The sequence below is a fragment of the Eubacterium sp. AF19-12LB genome, from assembly GCF_003479125.1.
Taxonomy (GTDB): domain Bacteria; phylum Bacillota; class Clostridia; order Lachnospirales; family Lachnospiraceae; genus Eubacterium_U; species Eubacterium_U album.
The window spans coordinates 233-20,563 of the sequence record NZ_QUGP01000012.1 but is presented as its reverse complement, the minus strand read 5'-3'; the positions used below and the strand labels follow the sequence as shown (position 1 = coordinate 20,563).

At 32.5% G+C, this 20,331-nt stretch carries 16 protein-coding genes; 15 read left to right on the top strand and 1 reads right to left on the bottom strand.

The window, feature by feature from the left end; translation table 11 throughout:
• Positions 1 to 82: 82 nt before the first annotated feature.
• From DWX29_RS11025 to pfkB, 3 genes are all read left to right on the top strand, one after another.
• Positions 83 to 1,348 carry a cation:proton antiporter gene (locus tag DWX29_RS11025; protein ID WP_117910694.1) on the top strand — a complete coding sequence of 422 codons (1,266 nt, stop codon included), beginning with the start codon at positions 83 to 85 and terminating at the stop codon, positions 1,346 to 1,348.
• Between the two features lie 117 nt (positions 1,349 to 1,465).
• On the top strand, positions 1,466 to 1,987 hold the full coding sequence (locus DWX29_RS11020) for a nucleoside recognition domain-containing protein (protein ID WP_022089153.1): 522 nt from the start codon (positions 1,466 to 1,468) through the stop codon (positions 1,985 to 1,987).
• 147 nt (positions 1,988 to 2,134) lie between these two features.
• Entirely contained in the window at positions 2,135 to 3,043 is a 909-nt protein-coding gene (gene pfkB / locus DWX29_RS11015) for a 1-phosphofructokinase (protein WP_118565857.1), read from the top strand.
• A gap of 307 nt (positions 3,044 to 3,350) precedes the next feature.
• Here pfkB and DWX29_RS11010 read toward each other — a convergent pair whose 3' ends face one another.
• Positions 3,351 to 5,153, bottom strand: coding sequence for a DUF885 domain-containing protein (locus DWX29_RS11010; RefSeq protein ID WP_118565856.1), 1,803 nt, complete (start codon positions 5,151 to 5,153; stop codon positions 3,351 to 3,353).
• A 199-nt stretch (positions 5,154 to 5,352) separates the two neighbouring features.
• Here DWX29_RS11010 and manA point away from each other — a divergent pair, with 199 nt between their 5' ends.
• The 12 genes from manA to DWX29_RS10950 all read left to right on the top strand — a co-directional run bounded on the left by manA (position 5,353) and on the right by DWX29_RS10950 (position 19,281).
• A complete protein-coding gene (gene manA, locus DWX29_RS11005) occupies positions 5,353 to 6,279 on the top strand; it encodes a mannose-6-phosphate isomerase, class I (RefSeq protein ID WP_118565855.1) in 927 nt (308 codons plus the stop codon).
• 25 nt (positions 6,280 to 6,304) lie between these two features.
• The gene (locus DWX29_RS11000; RefSeq protein ID WP_118565854.1) at positions 6,305 to 8,263 is read left to right on the top strand and encodes a PTS sugar transporter subunit IIA; all 1,959 of its coding nucleotides are present in this window, start codon (positions 6,305 to 6,307) and stop codon (positions 8,261 to 8,263) included.
• A gap of 214 nt (positions 8,264 to 8,477) precedes the next feature.
• A complete protein-coding gene (locus DWX29_RS10995) occupies positions 8,478 to 8,921 on the top strand; it encodes a PTS sugar transporter subunit IIA (protein WP_243003082.1) in 444 nt (147 codons plus the stop codon).
• A 29-nt stretch (positions 8,922 to 8,950) separates the two neighbouring features.
• Complete coding sequence (locus DWX29_RS10990) at positions 8,951 to 10,084, top strand: fructose-specific PTS transporter subunit EIIC (RefSeq protein WP_118565853.1); 1,134 nt, start codon at positions 8,951 to 8,953, stop codon at positions 10,082 to 10,084.
• A 90-nt stretch (positions 10,085 to 10,174) separates the two neighbouring features.
• Positions 10,175 to 10,483, top strand: a complete 309-nt coding sequence (locus tag DWX29_RS10985; RefSeq protein ID WP_117910699.1) for a PTS fructose-like transporter subunit IIB — start codon at positions 10,175 to 10,177, stop codon at positions 10,481 to 10,483.
• 275 nt (positions 10,484 to 10,758) lie between these two features.
• Positions 10,759 to 11,022, top strand: a complete 264-nt coding sequence (locus tag DWX29_RS10980) for an HPr family phosphocarrier protein (protein ID WP_117910700.1) — start codon at positions 10,759 to 10,761, stop codon at positions 11,020 to 11,022.
• A 22-nt stretch (positions 11,023 to 11,044) separates the two neighbouring features.
• Positions 11,045 to 12,739, top strand: a complete 1,695-nt coding sequence (ptsP, locus tag DWX29_RS10975; protein ID WP_118565852.1) for a phosphoenolpyruvate--protein phosphotransferase — start codon at positions 11,045 to 11,047, stop codon at positions 12,737 to 12,739.
• A gap of 272 nt (positions 12,740 to 13,011) precedes the next feature.
• Positions 13,012 to 13,848 carry a Cof-type HAD-IIB family hydrolase gene (locus DWX29_RS10970; protein ID WP_118565851.1) on the top strand — a complete coding sequence of 279 codons (837 nt, stop codon included), beginning with the start codon at positions 13,012 to 13,014 and terminating at the stop codon, positions 13,846 to 13,848.
• A 58-nt stretch (positions 13,849 to 13,906) separates the two neighbouring features.
• Positions 13,907 to 14,671, top strand: a complete 765-nt coding sequence (locus DWX29_RS10965) for a DeoR/GlpR family DNA-binding transcription regulator (RefSeq protein WP_117910703.1) — start codon at positions 13,907 to 13,909, stop codon at positions 14,669 to 14,671.
• A gap of 385 nt (positions 14,672 to 15,056) precedes the next feature.
• A complete protein-coding gene (locus DWX29_RS10960) occupies positions 15,057 to 17,411 on the top strand; it encodes a formate C-acetyltransferase/glycerol dehydratase family glycyl radical enzyme (RefSeq protein ID WP_118565850.1) in 2,355 nt (784 codons plus the stop codon).
• 149 nt (positions 17,412 to 17,560) lie between these two features.
• Positions 17,561 to 18,472, top strand: coding sequence for a glycyl-radical enzyme activating protein (locus DWX29_RS10955; RefSeq protein WP_118565849.1), 912 nt, complete (start codon positions 17,561 to 17,563; stop codon positions 18,470 to 18,472).
• A 131-nt stretch (positions 18,473 to 18,603) separates the two neighbouring features.
• A complete protein-coding gene (locus DWX29_RS10950; protein ID WP_022089167.1) occupies positions 18,604 to 19,281 on the top strand; it encodes a transaldolase family protein in 678 nt (225 codons plus the stop codon).
• The last annotated feature ends 1,050 nt before the right edge of the window (positions 19,282 to 20,331 follow it).

The following is a 20,331-nucleotide window of genomic DNA, read 5'->3' as shown; positions in this document are numbered from 1 at the left end:
GGTGCGAAGATGTACATAGTGATACTTCGCACTATATTTTTGTTTCGTATATAAGAAACTAATGAGAAAAGAGGTAGGAAAAATGGATTACAAATTTCTTTTAGACATAGCTATTATTCTAGCTAGTACAAAGATTCTTGGTCTCTTCACAAAGAAAGTTAATATGCCACAGGTTGTTGGTGCTCTTTTGGCTGGTGTTATTTTAGGACCTGCATGTGTAGGAGTGTTAACAGAAACAGACATGATACAGAATATGGCAGAATTAGGTGTAATTGTTCTTATGTTCTGTGCAGGTATGGAAACTGACATTGAAGAACTTAAACGAAGTGGAAAAGCTTCATTTGTAATAGCACTTTTAGGTGTTATAGTTCCTTTAGTTGTTGGTGGTGGTGTTGCATATTTATTCATTAATAATGGATATATTGACACATCAGATGTTACAAGTTCAGTATTTTTACAGTCAGTATTTATTGGTGTAATTTTAACAGCAACTTCTGTAAGTATTACAGTTGAAACTTTAAAAGAATTAGGTAAATTAAAAACTAAATCAGGAAATGCAATTCTTGGAGCTGCCATTATTGATGATATTTTAGGTATCATAGCTCTTACAATTGTAACAAGCTTAGCTGACACATCAGTAAATATTGCAGTTGTTTTATTTAAGATAGTATTATTCTTCGTATTTTGCGGAGTTGTCGGAGTTATTGTTTATTATGCATTTAAGAAATGGTGTGAAATTAGTGGTAAAGGAATGCACAGACATGCAATTATTGCATTCGTTATCTGTCTTGTAATGGCATTTTGTGCAGAACATTTCTTTGGAGTTGCAGATATTACAGGTGCATTCTTCGCAGGCTTAATTATATCAATGACTCAGAAAGATCAGTTCATCGCATCAAAATTTGATGTATTATCATATTTGCTTTTAAGCCCAATTTTCTTTGCAAGTATTGGTCTTAAGGTTGAACTTCCAAAGATGGGACCTGCAATCATTGCATTTGCAGCAGTAATAACAATAGTTGCATTGTTAACAAAGATTATCGGTTGTGGTCTTGGCGCAAAGGTTTGTGGATACAAGAATTATCAGGCACTTAGAATTGGTGTTGGTATGATTTCAAGAGGTGAAGTTGCCTTAATCGTAGCCAGCAAAGGTGCAGCAGTAGGTCTTATGAGTAACAATATTATGGGACCAATTATTATAGTCGTTGTTATTACAACAATCATTACACCTATTTTATTAAAACCTGTATTCAATAAGGAAATTATCCCTATTGAAGGAGAAGTATCACTTGCAGATAATTACAAGAAGATTGATGAATACAGAACAGGTGAAAAACAGGATAATTAAAATTGACATAATGGATTTTAATACATGAAATGTCATAGCTTAATCAAATGGTTAGGCTATGGCATTTTTTTTATGTAAAATTCATATTATTTATAAAAATAAAATGGCAGGTGCTAAGTGAATATTGCAACATTGTCTAATTACATAATTCCCATTTTAATATTAATAATAGTTTTATATGGATTAAAGAAAAAAACGAAAGTGTACATTGATTTTGTAGATGGGGCAAAAGATGGATTTGCGACAGTAATAAAAGTTATGCCGACTTTAATAGGGTTAATGGTGGCGGTAGGAATGCTTAGAGAGTCAGGAGCAATGGACTTTTGTGGCAAACAGATTGGAAAAGTAACAAAATATATTGGATTTCCGGGAGAGTTAGTGCCGTTAAATATAGTAAAAATATTTTCGTCTTCGGCAGCAACAGGAATGCTTCTTGATGTTTATAAAAAATATGGAGTAGATTCATATATTGCAAATGTAGCTTCAATCATATTGAGTAGTACAGAAACGGTTTTTTACACGATGTCGGTTTATTTTATGACTGCAAAGGTAACAAAGACAAGATGGACTCTTCCAGGAGCATTATTTGCCACTCTTGCCGGAACAATTGCAAGTGTAATGGTAGCTAAATTAATGTAGCTGATAAATAATTTAACTAAACTTAGTGCAAAATTAATATTAGAGACAAGTTGAAATGAAAAAAATATAAAATTATAATGTAATAAATAGTGTTAGGACGAATAGTCTGTGTATGTGAAATATAGTAATAAATTCGGAGGTGCATCTATGATTTATACGGTTACATTTAATCCTTCTATTGATTACATAGTAACAGTAGAAGATTTCAAAGAGGGATTTGTAAACAGAACATCTGAGGAGTTAATGTTCCCTGGTGGAAAAGGAATTAATGTTTCAATGGTACTTAGTAATCTTGGATTTGAAAATACAGCTTTAGGATTTTTGGCAGGATTTACAGGCGACAGTGTTCAGGGAATGCTTACAGCAAATGGTGTAAATGCTGACTTCATAAAAGTTAATGAAGGTATAACAAGAATAAATGTTAAAATCAGAGCTCAGAAAGAAAGTGAAATAAATGGTATGGGCCCTGGAATAAAACAGGACGATATTGATGCGTTATATGAGAAATTAGACAAAATTCAGGATGGGGATATTTTAGTTTTAGCAGGAAGTATACCATCAGTAATGCCTGAAACAATGTACAGTGATATTATGGAACACTTACAGGGAAAAGATATTAAGATAGTTGTTGATGCAACAAAAGATTTACTTGTTAATGTTTTAAAATACAAACCATTTCTTATTAAGCCAAACAATCATGAATTAGGTGAAATATATGGAGTTACATTAAATACAAGAGATGAAGTTGTGCCTTATGCAAAGAAAATGCAGGAAGCCGGAGCAAGAAATGTTTTAATTTCAATGGCAGGCGAAGGTGCAGTATTAGTTTCAGAAGATGGACAGGTTTACAAGAGTGAATGCCCAAAGGGAAAAGTTAAGAATTCTGTAGGAGCCGGTGATTCAATGGTAGCGGGATTTATCGCAGGTTATTTGGAAAGTGGCGAATACAAAGAGGCTCTTAGAAAGGGATTGTTAACAGGAAGCGCAAGTGCATTTTCTGATAATCTTGCAACAAAAGAAGAAGTAGAAAAATTAGGAAAGACATTCCAACTTTAAATTAAAATAAACCTACAAAACAGTCCGGCAGATTTTATGCCGCAAACACGTTGATTTTTTTATTTTGCTACGCCGCTTATTATAAATTAAAAAGTTAAACTCGCTTTTTGGCTCATACATAACTTTTTAATTTAAGCTATGCTCGCAAAATTTCAAAAATCTGCCTATCGTTTGCAACATAAAATCTGCCGGAATTTTTTGGCGTATATTTATTTCTTATCAATAAAAACTAAAGCAAATGAAAATATACACTACAATTAAGAATATATGAATTGTTATTTTGTCGCTGGTAGCATCAACAATTATTTTATAACATCCATTTTTGAATTACGTCAAATGGTGCAGGACCAAACTTCAAAAGAAAGCTATGGAAGTCGCGCAAAGCATTTTTTTGGGAATGGTTTTGCAGGTACAAATTTTTGAGTTCTGTTATTTCCAAATAACCAACATAATACTGCAGATAATTTGCCGGGGATTCAGTAACGGAATTATATATTTCAGTCTGTATATCAGGCTGGGAAAATCCATAATGTTTTAAAAATGCTCCGGTGTCTTCCGGTGTCCAACCTTCATAGTTAACCCCAATATCTACAAGAGAATACAGTCCAAGAGAAAATGAAGCACTACAACTTAATGCTTTTGCAAGAGATGGATCAGCTACTTCATAACTGTAAGACAAAAATTCGGCATAAGTTGCCCAACCTTCGGTATATCCACCAAAACTTAAAATATAGCGAATTGCAGAAGGATTAGTAGTGGAGAAAACATGGTTTTGGTACAAATGTCCGGGAAATCCTTCATGGGCTAAAGTTGTATATAAATCCTGATTTTTAAATTTGTCACTTTTGTTGACATAAATAGTGTTTTTCTCAGGCATATCAATCGGTGGAGAAAGATAAAATGCCGGACTTAAATAGTTCTGAAGAGAAGGCTCAACATATTTTAAATCATATTTAATGGAATCTAATTTGCAGATTTCATAAAATGAACTGTCAGGATTATTTATTTTGTCTTTTAAATCCTTAAGTATATTTGTAGGTTCTGTAATAGTAGTTGAAGTTGAATTATAAAATTGTGATTCAAGTTCAGGATTAGAAGTAAATAAAGAAGAAACCTGAGTCATATCGGCGGCAATCTGACTTTGAATACGTGCTTTTAATTCAGAAACCGTTTTGGTACTTCCGGTTTTAGAGGAAACAAGATATTCATAATAAGCTTTACCTTGTTTAGAATCTGCAAGAGTATAGTATTCTAAGTCTTTGTTTATATAATAAGAAGAATTAAAATCGGATAATTTGTCAGCAAGTTTTTTATACGAATATAAAACATAATTATTTACATAATTTTCGTTTAAATTTAAGTAATCAGTAACTGTTTTGTCTGATAGGAATTTGCATTTTTTTAATCTGGAATTAAATGTTTCTATTAATAAATTATTTTTATTGGAGCTGTCGTTAATTAATGACAGGCATTGAGCAATGATGGACTCGCAATTTGATTTAGACATAAATGTTTTGTTATCAATTTTTTCAGATTCAAAATTTATAATGCTATCAAAAAAATCGGGAACACTTTTTAATAGTAAAAAATAGTTTTTTATGTCTTTTTCGGAATAAAATTCGTATTCAGATAATAAAATAGGAAGTTGTGCCTGAATTCCTGTTGTAGGACTAAGGCAATCATAATATTTGCATAAATCTCCAAAATCTAATTCAGTACGAAAGTGAGAAAGTAAAATGTCATATGTAATCTGTTGTGATTTAGAAAGTAATCTATAGTCAAATTTTTGTAATGTATTTATTTGTTCAATATAGTCCGATTGACTGTTTTTCATATCTTTTAAAGAAAATGTTCCCAATGACTGTGGAAAATCTGTTTGAAAAAATTCATTTGTGTTGGCAATATAAAAGTGCATACTAAGAGTGTCGGAAGATAGGGAAGATGTAACAAGAGAGGTTGTATAATTGTCAAATTCTGATTGAACAGACATATTATCCGGAGTTTGTGGGGAAGTAAAAAATCTAAATTTTGCAAATAGAGAAAAAAATAAAATTATTGGTAAAGCGATTATAAAAAGCCATTTTTTACCTGAAAAATTTTTAAAAAACATAAAAAATCCTTATGTGGTTATTATTATAGAATATATTTTTTATTTTATAGGTATGATTAAAAAAGCAAATATGATAAAATAATTCAATAGTGGGACAAAATTTTTTAATAAATTTAGTTAAAATTATATGTCTGGCTTAATAAAATAAACACTTAATTAGTGTATGTATACAAAAATAGGAAATTGAAAGGAGCATAATATGGAAATATTATTTTTAAATCCGGTATTCAAAGAAGCTATATGGGGTGGCAAATTATTAAAAGAATTTGGTTACGAACAGGCGACAGATAAGACGGGTGAGTGTTGGGGAATTAGCGCACACAAGTCAGGTGATTGTACTATTGCAAATGGTGAGTTTGAAGGCAAAACTTTATCATGGGTTTATGAAAATCACAGAGAATTATTTGGAAACATTCAGGATAACATATTTCCATTATTAGTAAAAATAATAGGTGCCGAAGACGATTTAAGCATTCAGGTTCATCCAAATGATGAATATGCAGCGGTTCATGAAAATGGCTCACTTGGAAAAACAGAGTGCTGGTATATTTTAGACTGTAAAGAAGATGCAAATATCGTTATCGGACATCATGCAAAAGACAAAAAAGAACTTGCAGACATGATTCACGAGGGCAGATGGAATGAATTAATTAGAACAATACCTATTAAGAAAGGGGATTTTTTCCAGATAAATCCGGGATGCCTTCATGCTATTAAAGGTGGAACACTTTTAATTGAAACACAGCAAAGCAGTGATATTACTTACAGAGTTTACGATTATGACAGATTAAGTAATGGAAAGCCTAGAGAATTACACGTACAGCAGAGTATTGACTGTATTGAGGCACCACATCATGATTATGATGGGAAGATTATAGTTGAAAATGAAGGAGATTTGACAAAGACAACTCTTGTTAAATGTGATTTTTATACTCTTGAAAAGTGGGATGTTGCAGGTAAATATAAATTTACGATGGACAAACCGTTTATGAATGTCAGCGTTATTAACGGTGAAGGTGAAATAAACGGAAGCAAAATTACAAAAGGTGACCATTTTATTATTCCTTCAGGAATAGGCGAATGCAAAATATCAGGAGACTTAACAGTAATGGCTTCATATTTGTAATGTTGCCATGTAGGAGAGGGTAATTATGTTATCAGAAAGAGGAATGCAAATAGTTGAAAAACTAGTTGAAAACAATGCAAAGCCGGTAACATCAAAAGTTTTAGCGTTAGGCCTAGGTGTGTCTGAGAGAAGTGTAAAAACTTATATAAAAGAAGTTTCAGATTTTTGTGATGAAAATGGAATGAAACTTGAACGAAAACCGGGAATAGGATTTGTTGCAAACTTCACAGACGAACAGATAGTTCAGATTGAAGATATGAAAAAGGACAAGAGAACAGTCTTGTCGAAGAATCAGAGAATGAGCTATATAATGTTTATTCTTTTAAGCGGATGGGATACTTATACATTAGCACTTTTTTCAGATGAGCTAAACGTAAGCAAAAAAGTTATAAGTGATGATATTGACTGTGTTGCGGAACGTTTACAGAAACATAACATAACTGTAAACAGAGTAGCAGGGCATGGTGTATTTGTTACGGGAGATGAATTTTCAATAAGAAAAGCATTAAAAAAATATTGCGTATTTCCTATTGGAAATCATAAAATTATAAAACCAATTGATTACAGGTTGTCAGTACTTGATGAAAGTATTTGTGTAAATAATTTTGGACGAGACAATTTTGAAAGAGCGATACAAACTGTAGAGGCAATAGAAAAAGAATATAATATTGTTTATACGGATTACTCATTCAAAGCGTGTGTGAAATATTTGTGCATTCAGCTTTTAAGAGTAAGAATGGGACATCTGCTAAAGGAAAATATAGATGAATATGAAGAATATATTAATGAAGAAATCACAAATAAAGCTGTTGAAGAATTAGAGAAAATAGGCAAAATCGAATTAAATGATGTTGAAAAGCATTATGTGGATATTATATTTGCTTCTGCAGCAATGCAAAGAGCAGAAGTAGAATTTGAGCAGTTTCATAATGAAGGTTTTTATGATTTAAGCGATAAAGTATGCGATGAAATGCTTGAATATATGTCTGAAATTTTAAATATTAATTTTGTGGAAAATGATTTGCTTGTTAATAGCCTGAGGGCATTTCTTCCAGCTTCATTCATTAGAACAAAATATGGAATAGAGATAGCAAATCCATTTTTATATGATGTAAAAGAAATGTATTCAGGAATATTTGCAACAACATTTACATTATCTAAATTTTATGAAAAATATTGTCACGCATCACCAACGGAGCATGAAATGTCATTCTTAGCTTTGTATTTTGGTGGAGCAATGCATAGAAATCAAAAAAATGTAAAGGCTATCTTAATAGGAACAAGTGGCGTGGCAGCTGCAAGCATTGTTGCCGGTAAAATAGAAGATAAAATAGAAGAAGTAAAAATTGTTTCGATTTTATCATCAGAAAAGATAGCAGAAATTGATGAATACGAATTTGACATTGTTTTGTCAATGCTTCCGGGATTTGAATATGAAGATAAGGTTGTAAATATATCACCTCTTGTAAGTAATAATGATATAAAGAAAATCAAGGATGCCTGCTTTGAATATATGACAAATTCAATTGCAGACAATTATGAATTATATTCAGTAATAGATAGAAAATATATAAGTGTTGTAAGTAAAAAAATGACAAAGGCAGAAATTTTGAAAGCTGCAAGCGACAAGTTGGTAGAAGATGGATATGTTACTGAGGACTTTTATTCAGATGTAATGCAGAGAGAAGAAATCAGTTCTACTGCCATTGGAAACAAAACAGCAATCCCGCATGGAAAATCTAAAAATGTATTAAAACCAATAGTATATATTATTAAGGTTAATTATGAGATTGACTGGGGAGAGGATAATGTAGATATTATTTTCCTTTTGGCACTTAATTTTGACAATATTAATACAACAAAAATGTTCTTTGCAGATTTGTCAAGATTTTTGAACTCTGAAAGTAAAATTCAGAGAATCAGAAAAAGCAATAATGAAATGGAAATTGAGAAGAGCATTATGTCAGATTTGCACTGGAGTTAGGGCAAAAAATGACTAGAGAATCATAAAAAGTAAAATTGTTGTAATGCCTATAAATAAAGGGCTACAAGAAAAACGTTTCACATAAGAGATACAGAAAAATTGCACTAGGAATAGTGCAATTTTCTGTTTTGTGGGGCGTTGAAAACAAGAAACGAAATTAGTAAAATTAATGTTGTAAGAAAGGTAATAATTTTATTTAAGGAGGTACAAGAAGTTGGCTAAAGACTTAATGAGCAAAGAGATTGTAATGTTCGACGTAGACGCGAAAGACAGAGACGAAGTAATTAATTTAATCGCTGATGCAATGGACAAGGACGGAAGACTTATTGACAAGGAAGGATATGTTGCAGACGTAATGAAAAGAGAAGCAGGTTCAAGTACAGCAGTTGGATTTTCTGTTGCAACACCTCATTCTAAATCAGTACATGTAAAAGAACCTTCATTGGCATTTGTAAGACTTAGTCATCCGATGAAATGGGACGACTCAGAAGAAGTTGAGTTAGTGTTCCAGATTGGTGTTCCGTCTCCGGGACAGGGAGACAGACATCTTGAAATTCTTGCAGGCTTATTTAGAAAAGTAATGCATGACGATTTCAGAGAAAAATTATTTAGTGCAAAAACTGCAGATGAAGTAATTGAATTAATCGGTGCAGTTTAAGAGAAAACATAATAAGAAAGGACGATATTATGAAAGAATTAGTTGATATTTTAAAACACACTAAAACACATCTTATGAATGGTGTATCTTACATGATTCCAGTTGTTGTTGGTGGTGGTATTTTAATGGCTATTGCCGTTTTATTAACAGGTGAAGGAGCAGCCCCAGGATGGGGTTCAGGAATTCCTTACTGGTTATGGACAATCGGAGTTGATGCTCTTGGATTAATGTGTCCTGTATTTGCAGCATACATTGCATTTTCAATCGCTGACAGACCTGGTATTGCAGTTGGTATGGCAGGCGGATTCATGGCCTTAAACATTCCTACAGGTTTTGCTGATGGCGCTGTTACAACAGCTTCAGCAGGATTTATCGGAGCAGCTATTGCTGGTTTACTTGGTGGTATTATTGCTCATTACTTAAAGAAGATTCCACTTCCTAAGTCAATGCAGTCACTTAAGTCAATTATCATCATTCCAGTAATTGGTGTATTGGCAGTTGGTATTATAATGTTTGCATGCGGAACACCTATTGCAGCATTCATGACATGGTTAGAAGATGTTATGAGAAACATGGCTCACGGAGATCATGGAAGTTTAGCACTTGCAGGTATCAGTGCTTTAGCAGCACTTATGATCGCATTTGACCTTGGTGGTCCTGTAAACAAAGTTGCTTACTCAATCTTAATGGTAGCTTTCGTAGGTACAGGCATCTATACATTCGCAGCTCCAGTTGGTATCGCAATTTGTGTACCTCCAATTGGTTGTGGTGTCGCTTCATTAATTTTAAAGAAGAAATTCTCAAAAGAAGAACAGAACGCAGGTATCGGTGCTATAGCAATGGGCTTCTGTGGTATCACAGAAGGTGCTATTTCATATACAGCAGCAGATCCAACAAGAATGATTCCTATTAACATGATTTCATCAGCAATTGCCGGTGGTATCGCAGGACTCCTTGGCGTTGGCGCTAAGATGTCAGCTTGCTGGGGTGGTTTGATCGTAGCTCCTGTTATTCAGGGTGAAAGCTTCTTAGCTGGTTGGCCACTTTACATTATTTGTATCTTAATTGGTGTAGCGATTTATGTAGCACTTTGTGCAATATTCAAGAAAGATTATGTAGAAAAAGAAGAAGTTGTCGAAGATATCGATATTTCATTCGAATAATATAATAATTAATTAGTGAATGATAAGAAGCCACAAAGATAATTGGTTGTGGCTTCTATAAAATAAAATCTAAGAAAGTGAGTGAGTGATATGAAATTTTTAGCAGTTACAGCATGCCCTTCAGGGGTTGCACATACTTATATGGCAGCAGAAGCTATTCAGCAGGCTTGTGAAAAAGCAGGTGTTGAATGTAAAGTTGAAACACAGGGCTCAATTGGGATTGAAAATGAAATAACAGCAGCTGATATTGCAACAGCAGACGCAGTTATTCTTACAACAGATATGCCAATTAAGAACGTAGAACGTTTTGACAATCTTAAAAAGGTTAAAATCGGTGTTGGTCCGGCTATTAAGCAGGCAGACGCAATTGTAGAAAAAATGATATCAATGCTTAAATAAATTCCCGAAAAAGAACGGATTATTTAGTCAAAATAAAACCTTATAAATTATTACCATAGGGGATTGAAGATTTGAAGGGTACACAGTAAGCGTAGAATCAAAATGGGCAGACATGCAAAATGCCTGCCCGTTTTAAACTGAAAATAGTAGTAGTATTAGTATTTGTGAAAGAAAAATATAAAATTTAAATAGAACAATGTGGATTTGGAAATAATACAAAAGATTGTATTGATGTATATATTAAGATTTATTTAGAAATTAAGGAGGAAAAAGAAATGGTAAGTAGAACAGTTAAAATTGAAAACGCAGAAGGATTACACATGAGACCGGCAGGAGTTGTAGCAAAGGAAATGGGCAAATTTGTATGTGACGTGACAATCGTATTTGGAGATAAGAGAATTAATGCTAAGAGTTTAATTAACATTATTTCAGCATGTATTAAATGTGGTTCAGAAGTTACATTTGAATGTGATGGAGAAGACGAAGCAGCAGCTATGGCTAAGATTGAAGAATTAGAATCACAGAACTTTGGTGAATAAGATTAGATTGTGAGGAATGCTTATGTATAAAGGTATTGCAGGTTCTGAAGGAATCGGAATCGGAAAAGTAGTGTTAATTGAAGAACATGATTTAACAGTTGAAAAGAAAAGCGTTACTGATACAGATGCTGAATTAAAAAGATTACAGGATGCTATTGAAAAATTTGTTTCAATAACAAATGAAATGGCAGACAAGATGGAAAAGACGGTTGGAGAACAGGATGCTGATATTTTAAGAGGTCATATTATTATGCTTCAGGATCCAATGATTGAAGAACAGATTTCAGCATTGATGATAAGCGAGAAGATTTCAGCAGAAATGGCATTAGAACAGGTACTTGACCAGACAGCAGAAATGTTTGCAGCAGTTCCTGATGAATTAATTCAGCAGAGAGCAACAGATTTAATGGATATTAAGTCACGTATGCTTAAGATTTTGATGGGTATTGAAGAAGTTGATATTTCACAGGTACCTGAAAATACTGTATTAGTTGCAAGAGATTTAACACCATCTATGACAGCAGGAATTAATCCGGCTAACATTGCAGGAATTTTAACAGAAGTAGGTGGAAGAACATCTCACTCAGCAATTCTTGCAAGAGCAATGGAAATACCTGCGGTATTAAGTATTGAAGGAATTTGTGGAATTGTTAAAAATGGAGATACAGTAGTTCTTGATGGAAGCAAGGGAGAAGCAATTGTTAATCCTGATGAAGCAACAGTTAAAGAATTTGAAAAGAAATTTGCTGATTATGCAGCAGAAAAAGAATTGTTAAAAGCATACAAGGGTAAACCATCTCAAACAAAAGACGGCGTTAAGGTTGAATTAGTTTCAAATATTGGTAAGCCTGAAGATGCAGATAAAGTTGTTGAATGCGACGGCGAAGGAATTGGTCTTTTCAGAACAGAATTTTTATTTATGGATAGAGATAGTGTTCCAACAGAAGAAGAACAGTTTGAAGCATACAAGAAAGTTGCTGAGACAATGAAAGGAAAACCTGTAATTATTAGAACGCTTGATATAGGTGGAGATAAGGCAATCCCTTACTTAGGATTAGAAACAGAAGAAAACCCATTCTTAGGATTTAGAGCAATTCGTTTCTGCTTGAAGAGAAGAGATATCTACGAAGTACAGTTGAGAGCTCTTCTTAGAGCAAGTGCTTTTGGAGATATTAAGATAATGGTTCCACTTGTAACAGGAGTAGATGAACTTCGTGCAGTTAAGGTAATTCTTGAGGACATTAAACGTCAGTTAGATAAAGATGGAATTGCTTATAATAAAGATGTTAAAGTTGGAGTAATGATGGAAACACCTGCAGCATGCATGATGGCAGATGCACTTGCTAAGGAAGCAGATTTCTTTAGTATTGGAACAAATGATTTGACAGGTTATACAATGGCTGTTGACAGAGGAAATGCGAAAGTTGCATACCTTTACTCAACATATAATCCGGCAGTTCTTCGTGCAATCAAGAGAATTATTGAATGTGGTAAAGCAGAAGGAATTATGGTTGGAATGTGCGGTGAAGCAGCAGCTGATCCAAAACTTATACCATTATTACTTGCATTTGGCTTAGATGAATTCAGTGTAAGTGCTACAAGCGTATTGAAGACAAGAAAGACAATCTCAGATTGCAGCATAGATGAATGCAAAGCATTAGCTGAAAAAGTAATGAAATGTGTAACAGAAGAAGAAGTATTAGAATTATTAAAATAAAATTTTAATAAAAGGCTATGAATAAATAGCCGGAATTAATTATAAAAACTCTCGTTTGATTATTCATTCGAGAGTTTTTTATAACAGAGAATAAAAGATAAATTGGTAGTGTATACAATTAAATGCCGGTTATAACCATAAATTTAATTGTAGAAAATAATAAGTTTATATAGTATTATGTGGTTGTATGTGTCGGAAAAGATGCATACAGGATTTGGAGACGAGTGTATGTCTCTAATTAAAATGGACAAATCAATCAAGAGGAGAAAGAAATGAGTATTAAATTAATTGCATTTGATGTTGATGGAACTTTTGTAGGAGATGATCATTTAACGATTAATGAAAAAAATATCGAAGCTATGAAAATGGCACATGAACAGGGAATAAAAGTTGTTATGTCGACAGGTAGAACACAATCAATTTCACAAAAAGAAATAGATGATGTTGGATGCGTTGATTATATGGTATTGTCAAATGGTGCTATTGTAGTTGATAAAACAACAAATGAAGTTATAAAGTCTAGCTATATTAGTAAAGAAGCAGGTAAGAAAATATTAAAAATATTGGTTGAACATAATGCAGTATTTCAAATCTATGCAGGACAGGAAGCTTATGTTAATAAATATTCATATGACAATTTCCTCAATACTGAAGGATTACCGGAAGTATTTTTGGTTGAATATAGAAAAAGAATGAAATTAACAAAAGATTTACAGGAAGTAGTTGATAATGTTCCAATTGAAAAGTTTAATGTAGATTATGTTGATACAAAGGTAGTTCAGGAAATAATGGATGCCTTAAGTAAAATACCTAATCTTGTATATACTGCAGGATTTGTAGGAAACATCGAAATAACAGGGACGGGTGCCGATAAAGGAAACGGACTTGCATGGCTTTCTGACAAATTAGGAATAAAAGCAGAGGAAGTAATGGCATTTGGAGACTCAGGAAATGATGTGACAATGCTTAAATGGGCGGGAGAATCATATGCGCTTGTAAGCGGAAATGAAAAAGCAAAATCAGCTGCAAAACATATAACAAAATCGGACAATAATGCAGGTGGAGTTGGAGAGATAATTTTTGAAAACTTGACAAAAAATGTAAAATAATCAACAATATTGTATATTAAAAGAAAAATGATTTAGGGTCATATGACAGGAGGTACATATGTTAGCATCCGAAAGACATGAAAAGATTGTTGAAATTTTAAATAGAGAAGGTTCAGTGTTAGTAAAAGACTTAAGTAAAAAGTTTGATGTAACACAAGATAGTATAAGAAAAGATTTGACAATATTAGAGCGAAAAGGACTTCTCAAAAAGACTTATGGTGGTGCTGTTAAGGTAAGAACCAACATTCATGATTTGTATGTTTCGCAACGTATTGGAAAATTTACAAAAGAAAAAAATAGAATTGCCGAAAAAGCATTAAGTTTGATTGAAGAAGGAGATGTAATATTTCTTGATATATCTACAGCCAATATTGAATTAGTTAAGTTAATAGTTCAGGCAAATCTTAAGATAACAATAGTTACAAATATGATTGATGTAATGCTTACATTCACATCTCCGGTTGATACTAAACTTGTATTTTTGGGAGGAACATTAAGCAGAGGTAGAGATGGTTTTGTTGGAACACTGACAAATAATCAAATTAAGGAATTCAGATTTGATAAAGCGTTTATGGGTTCAGCAGGAGTAGATTTGGAAAAAGATTGTGTTTATACATATGCTGTTGATGATGCAATGACAAAAAAAGCAATCATGGAAGCAAGTAACAAAAGTTATGTGATGCTTGAGAACAGAAAATTTTCCATAGATGGAAATTACAGATATTCAACAGTTGGTGAATTTGAAGGATTCATTTTAGACAGCAAACCTGAAAAAGAAATAAAAGAAAATATAGAGAGATATGGAATACAGTGGTTTGCATAAACAAAAAATTGAAACAGATAAAATCTATAATTGATAAAAAGTTTTAGACGTATTAATAAAAATATGTTTTAGTTAAAATTTAGTATCATAATGGATTTTATCTGTTTTTTTATATTAAAAAATATGTAAAAACGTTTCATAATAAAATCGCAGTTTGTACAGAAGAAATTTCATCATCGATAGTGCAAATTAGGGATTAAAAAACAATAACAAACAATAAAAAGCAATAACAAACAATAATAAATACATTGACATACGAGAAGGGTTATTATAGAATAAAATTACAGTGAATAACGAATAATCCTGGAAGAAATACAGAATATAACAAACAATAATAACTGGGAAAAAATAATAAATGAAAAACATATATTTGAAAGGAGTAATTATGAGCGAGTTGGTTATGAAAGAAAGAATTTCAGTTTTAAAAGATAAGATGCTTTCTGAAAAGAGATATGCGTCAATTGAGCAGGCTAAGATAATTACTGACACATATAAGCAGCATGAGGATGAACCAAGAATCATGCAGAGAGCTTATTCTTTAAAGAATTGTTTAGAGAAAATCAATATTAGTGTTGAACCTGAAGAAATGATTGTAGGTAACAGAACAGCAGGAGTTCGTTACGGAGTAGTTTTCCCGGAAAGCGGAAGTACATGGGTAAACAAGGAATTTGAAACATTACCTACACGACCACAGGACAAATTTAATGTACATGAAGAAGACATCTCATATTTTAGAGAAGTTATTTATCCATACTGGCAGGGAAAATCACTCGAAGATGTTTTAAGAGCAAGATATGGAAAAGAAATAGATGAAATTGCTAAGATTGTAAAGATAAATCAGAAAGACCATGCACAGGGCCACATCAATCCTGACTGCAAAGGATGGCTTGAAAAAGGACCGGCAGGATTAAAGGCAGAAGCTGATAATCATTACAATAAAGAAACGGATGAAGAGAAGAAATTATTTTACAAGAGCGTAAGCACAGTTATGGAAGGTGTTATTAATTTCATAATGAGATATCATGATTTATGCCTTGAGAAAGCGAAGGAATATCCTGAATATGCTGATAACATGAAAAAGGTTGCAGAAAACTGTAAGAATATTGCAGAAAGACCGGCACAAAATTTCCATGAAGCAAATCAGGCAATCTGGTTCTTATTTGTAATTCTTCAGATGGAATCAAATGCATCATCATTTTCACCGGGAAGAATGGACACATTTATGTATCCATATTTTAAGAAAGATATCGACGACGGTGTTATGACAGAACAGGATGCATTAGAAATAACAGAATGCTTATGGTTAAAATTTAATGAAATAGTATATATGAGAAATTCAAACAGTGCTAAGTTCTTTGCAGGCTTCCCAATTGGATTTAATATTGCAGTTGGTGGACAGGATGAAAATGGAGAACCATTTGAAAATGAACTTTCATATATTTATTTAAAAGCGCAGGAACACATTGGTCTTCCGCAGCCAAATCTTTCAGTAAGATTGTGTGAAAAGACTAGTGATAAATTATTAAAGGCAGCAATCAAAGTTGTATCACTTGGAAGTGGTATGCCACAGTTCTTTAATGATAAAGCAGTTGTTCCGGCAATGATTGAAGATTTGAAGGTTGAACCTAAAGATGCAAGAAATTACGCAATCGTAGGTTGTGTTGAACTTACAACACAGGGAGATAACCTTGGATGGTCAGATGCAGCAATGTTTAACTTAAATAAAGTTCTTGAAGTAACATTAACAGGTGGTGTTGATTTACTTACAGGAAAACAGATTGCACCTGATAGAGGAAAACTTACAGAATATGAAACATTTGAAGATTTGGAAAATGCATTCAAGGCACATGTAGATTACTATATGGACAAGATGATTCTTGCATGCGAACAGGTTGAAAAAGCTCATATGGATTTACTTCCAACACCTTTCCTTTCAGCAGTAATTAATGACTGTATGGATAAAGGAATGGATGTAACAAGAGGTGGTGCGCATTACAACCTTTCAGGAATTCAGATGATTCAGGTTGCTAACTTAGCTGACAGTTTGGCAGCAGTAAAACAGTTAGTATTTGATGAAAAGAAAGTATCAAAAGAAAGATTACTTAAAGCGCTTGAAACTAACTTTGAAGAAGATGAAATTTTAAGAACGATGTTACTCAACAAAGTTCCTAAATACGGAAACGATGTTGAGTGGGTAGATGAATTAGGTGCTAAATGGGCAGGATACTTTAGAGAAAGATTAAAAAATTACAAAAACTACCGTGGTGGTTTATATCACACAGGTATGTATACAGTTTCAGCTCATGTACCAATGGGAGAAAATGTAGGTGCATCACCTGATGGAAGATATGCAGGAACACCTTTAGCAGATGGAGGAATGTCACCTGTATACGGACGTGATACAAACGGACCTACAGCAGTATTGAAATCAGTTTCAAGATTAGATAAGAGCTGGACAACAAATGGTGGATTATTAAATATGAAATTCCTTCCTGAATTCTTTAAGACAGAGAATGGAATAGACAAATTTGCAAAAATGCTTCGTACATTTGTTGATTTGGAAATACCACATATTCAGTTTAACGTAGTTAGAAAAGAAGACTTACAGGCAGCTCAGAAAAATCCTGAAGCATACAGAGGATTAACAGTTCGTGTAGCAGGTTATACAGCATATTTTGTAGAATTAGCTGATGAACTTCAGAATGAAATAATTGCAAGAACAAGTTACAATGATATTTAAAATAGATGTTTAAAAATAAACAATAAAAAGGTAAAATATAAATATCAGGAAAACGTAAAGCAGACAGGTTAGACTGCCTGTTAGAATATAATTTGATATCCTAAAAATGCATCATGTATTCTTAGGACAAATGAAAAAAGGTGGAATCTATGAAAGGATATGTATTTGATTTTAAAAGATTCTCGACACACGATGGAAAAGGAATTCGAACAACCATATTTTTAAAAGGATGTACTTTAAAATGCGTATGGTGTCAGAATCCTGAGGGAATTTCAATAAAGCAAAGACCATTGTATTTCCCTAATAAATGTATTCATTGCAACACATGTGTACACACAGCAAAGAATGGTGGTGTATACGAACATGACGGAAATATTAAATTGGATATTTCTAAAGATGAAAATTGGGAAGAAATCATAGATGCATGCCCGGCAGTTGCATTAACAATGGACTCGAGAGAGATGACAGTTGAAGAGGTAATTGAGGAAGCAAGTAAAGATGAACCTTTTTTCAAATACGGAGGTGGAGTTACGCTGTCAGGCGGAGAACCATTATTCCAACATGAATTTGCAATAGGAATACTTAAAGGGTTGAAGGAAAAGAAAATTGCAACATCAATTGAGACAGCGTTAAATGTAAAGTCGGAAGTTGTAAGAGAAGCAATAAAGTATTTAGACCATGTATTTGCAGATTGCAAAATTATAGATGAAGAGCAACATAAAAAATATACAGGAGTAAGCAATGAATTGATTAAGAAAAATCTTGAAATTCTGCTTACCTCCGATTTGAAAGATGAAGTAGTTATCAGAACTCCATTAATTCCGGGAATTACCACTAATGAAGAAAATATTTCCAGAATAGCAAAGTTTATTAGTGGTATTTATCCGGATGTGCATTATGAATTACTGAATTATAATCCATTAGCGGAAGCAAAATATGATATGGTTGACATGAAGTTTTGCTATGAAGATAATCCACCAATGTATAAAGACAGCGAAATGAGAGCATTTGGAAAGATAGCAACTGATAATGGAATCAAAAATCTGATTCTGGAGATTTAAATTATAAATATAAATTTAATGATTTGGAAAAAAACAAAAAAAGTATTTGTGAATTTAAATAAGGCAACTATGATATTTGCGAAAGCAAATACCCTAAATTATACAATCCAATATTCTAGGAGGAAATTAAGATGAAATTTATTATTGACGATGCAGACATTGAAAAAGTAAGAGAGATTTGGGATTTATATCCATGTGATGGTGTAACAACAAACCCATCAATTTTAGCTAAGAGTGGAAGAAATCCATACGAAGTATTAACTGAACTTAGAGAAATCGTTGGAAAAGACGGTGAACTTCATGTTCAGGTTGTTTCTAAGGATGCTGAAGGCATGGTTAAAGAAGCAGCAGTAATTAGAGAAAGACTTGGAGAAAATACATTTGTTAAGATTCCTACAACTCCACAGGGACTTAAGGCAATGAAGATTTTAAGTGCACAGGGTGTAAATATTACAGCAACAGCTATTTACACACCAATGCAGGGATTTTTAGCTGCAAAGGCAGGAGCAAAATACGCTGCACCTTATGTAAACAGAATTGATAACATGGGATATGATGGAATTAAGACAGCTATGGATATCCATGACATTTTTGAAAACAATGGTTTAAACACAGAAGTATTAGCAGCAAGCTTTAAGAATTCACAGCAGGTTCTTGAACTTACAAAATACGGAATCGGTGCTGCAACAGTTGGAACAGCAGTTATTGAAGGATTAATTAAGAATGCAGCAATTACATCAGCAATTGACGCGTTCGTAGATGACTTTGCCGGATTAGTTGGCGAAGGAAAAACAATGATGGATTGCTAGAATTTCATAATAATATACATCACTATTAGGAGGCATATATGCGAAAGCATATGTGCCTTCGCTTTTTTTTATTTGGATTTATTAAAATCATGCGGATGGGGATGTTATATTAGGCTTTTTTAGAATAAATGGCAGTATGTTATATTAGGCTATTTATAGTTATGCGAATGGGTATATTATATTTAGTTATTTAGAATTATGCGAATACGGATATTTTAGAAATATGAATTATAATCCGTAATATAGAAGTTACAAGAAAAAAAGCTTTAAATATTTTAAAAATTTCATTAAAATGTGTTCGGTTTTGTGTTCTAATATCGTTTATAATATAGGGGAGAAATTTTACTAGTGAAAAAACAAATAAATATAATTGTTTTTTCAAAGTAATGATAGATTGGTGTTGGTTAATAATGGTAAAATAAATTGATGCGTAATAAAATAGAAAAGATGTTGACACATACTTTATAAAACAATATAATGATTATATAACTAGTGTATATACAATAAAGATACTTTGTGGCTAGTTTTATATGGGGGATTAGACATATCTAACACAATTCTTAACAAAAATCCTAATAAAACTATAAAAGATTTATATGATATTTTTAAGTAACTAAATAATTTTATTAATTCCAACTATAAATAAGATAACAGAAAAAATTAACAGTAAATTGGTGTAGTATATATGCTAAATAGACGATGACAAATAATAAGAAGTAAATTTGATGGATATTAAATGTGTATTGTTGGATTTTACAGAAAGAGTAGCTGGAGGTGATGTAATAGTATAAATAATAATCAGAAGTAGAATAAATACTTATAATAATTGGAATTAATAATGTGAAATAATAATAGAGAGAGGAGACAATAATTATGTCAAAGAAGGTAAGAGGTAAGGCTTTAATATTATTAATGGTATCTGTTTTGACAATGATGTGTCTTAATGTATATGGAAATACTACAAAGGTTACATATCAAGATGGATATTTAATGTTTGGGACATGGAACGGAAATGGAAATGCATCTGTCACAATAGGTAACGATTATTTG

Excerpts from the sequence above, each read along its gene's own strand:
- DWX29_RS11025 (WP_117910694.1), top strand. The coding sequence starts at position 83 with ATGGATTACAAATTTCTTTTAGACATAGCTATTATTCTAGCTAGTACA.
- pfkB (WP_118565857.1), top strand. The coding sequence starts at position 2,135 with ATGATTTATACGGTTACATTTAATCCTTCTATTGATTACATAGTAACA.
- DWX29_RS11010 (WP_118565856.1), bottom strand. The coding sequence starts at position 5,153 with ATGTTTTTTAAAAATTTTTCAGGTAAAAAATGGCTTTTTATAATCGCT.
- manA (WP_118565855.1), top strand. The coding sequence starts at position 5,353 with ATGGAAATATTATTTTTAAATCCGGTATTCAAAGAAGCTATATGGGGT.
- DWX29_RS11000 (WP_118565854.1), top strand. The coding sequence starts at position 6,305 with ATGTTATCAGAAAGAGGAATGCAAATAGTTGAAAAACTAGTTGAAAAC.
- DWX29_RS10990 (WP_118565853.1), top strand. The coding sequence starts at position 8,951 with ATGAAAGAATTAGTTGATATTTTAAAACACACTAAAACACATCTTATG.
- DWX29_RS10985 (WP_117910699.1), top strand. The coding sequence starts at position 10,175 with ATGAAATTTTTAGCAGTTACAGCATGCCCTTCAGGGGTTGCACATACT.
- DWX29_RS10980 (WP_117910700.1), top strand. The coding sequence starts at position 10,759 with ATGGTAAGTAGAACAGTTAAAATTGAAAACGCAGAAGGATTACACATG.
- ptsP (WP_118565852.1), top strand. The coding sequence starts at position 11,045 with ATGTATAAAGGTATTGCAGGTTCTGAAGGAATCGGAATCGGAAAAGTA.
- DWX29_RS10970 (WP_118565851.1), top strand. The coding sequence starts at position 13,012 with ATGAGTATTAAATTAATTGCATTTGATGTTGATGGAACTTTTGTAGGA.
- DWX29_RS10965 (WP_117910703.1), top strand. The coding sequence starts at position 13,907 with ATGTTAGCATCCGAAAGACATGAAAAGATTGTTGAAATTTTAAATAGA.
- DWX29_RS10960 (WP_118565850.1), top strand. The coding sequence starts at position 15,057 with ATGAGCGAGTTGGTTATGAAAGAAAGAATTTCAGTTTTAAAAGATAAG.
- DWX29_RS10955 (WP_118565849.1), top strand. The coding sequence starts at position 17,561 with ATGAAAGGATATGTATTTGATTTTAAAAGATTCTCGACACACGATGGA.
- DWX29_RS10950 (WP_022089167.1), top strand. The coding sequence starts at position 18,604 with ATGAAATTTATTATTGACGATGCAGACATTGAAAAAGTAAGAGAGATT.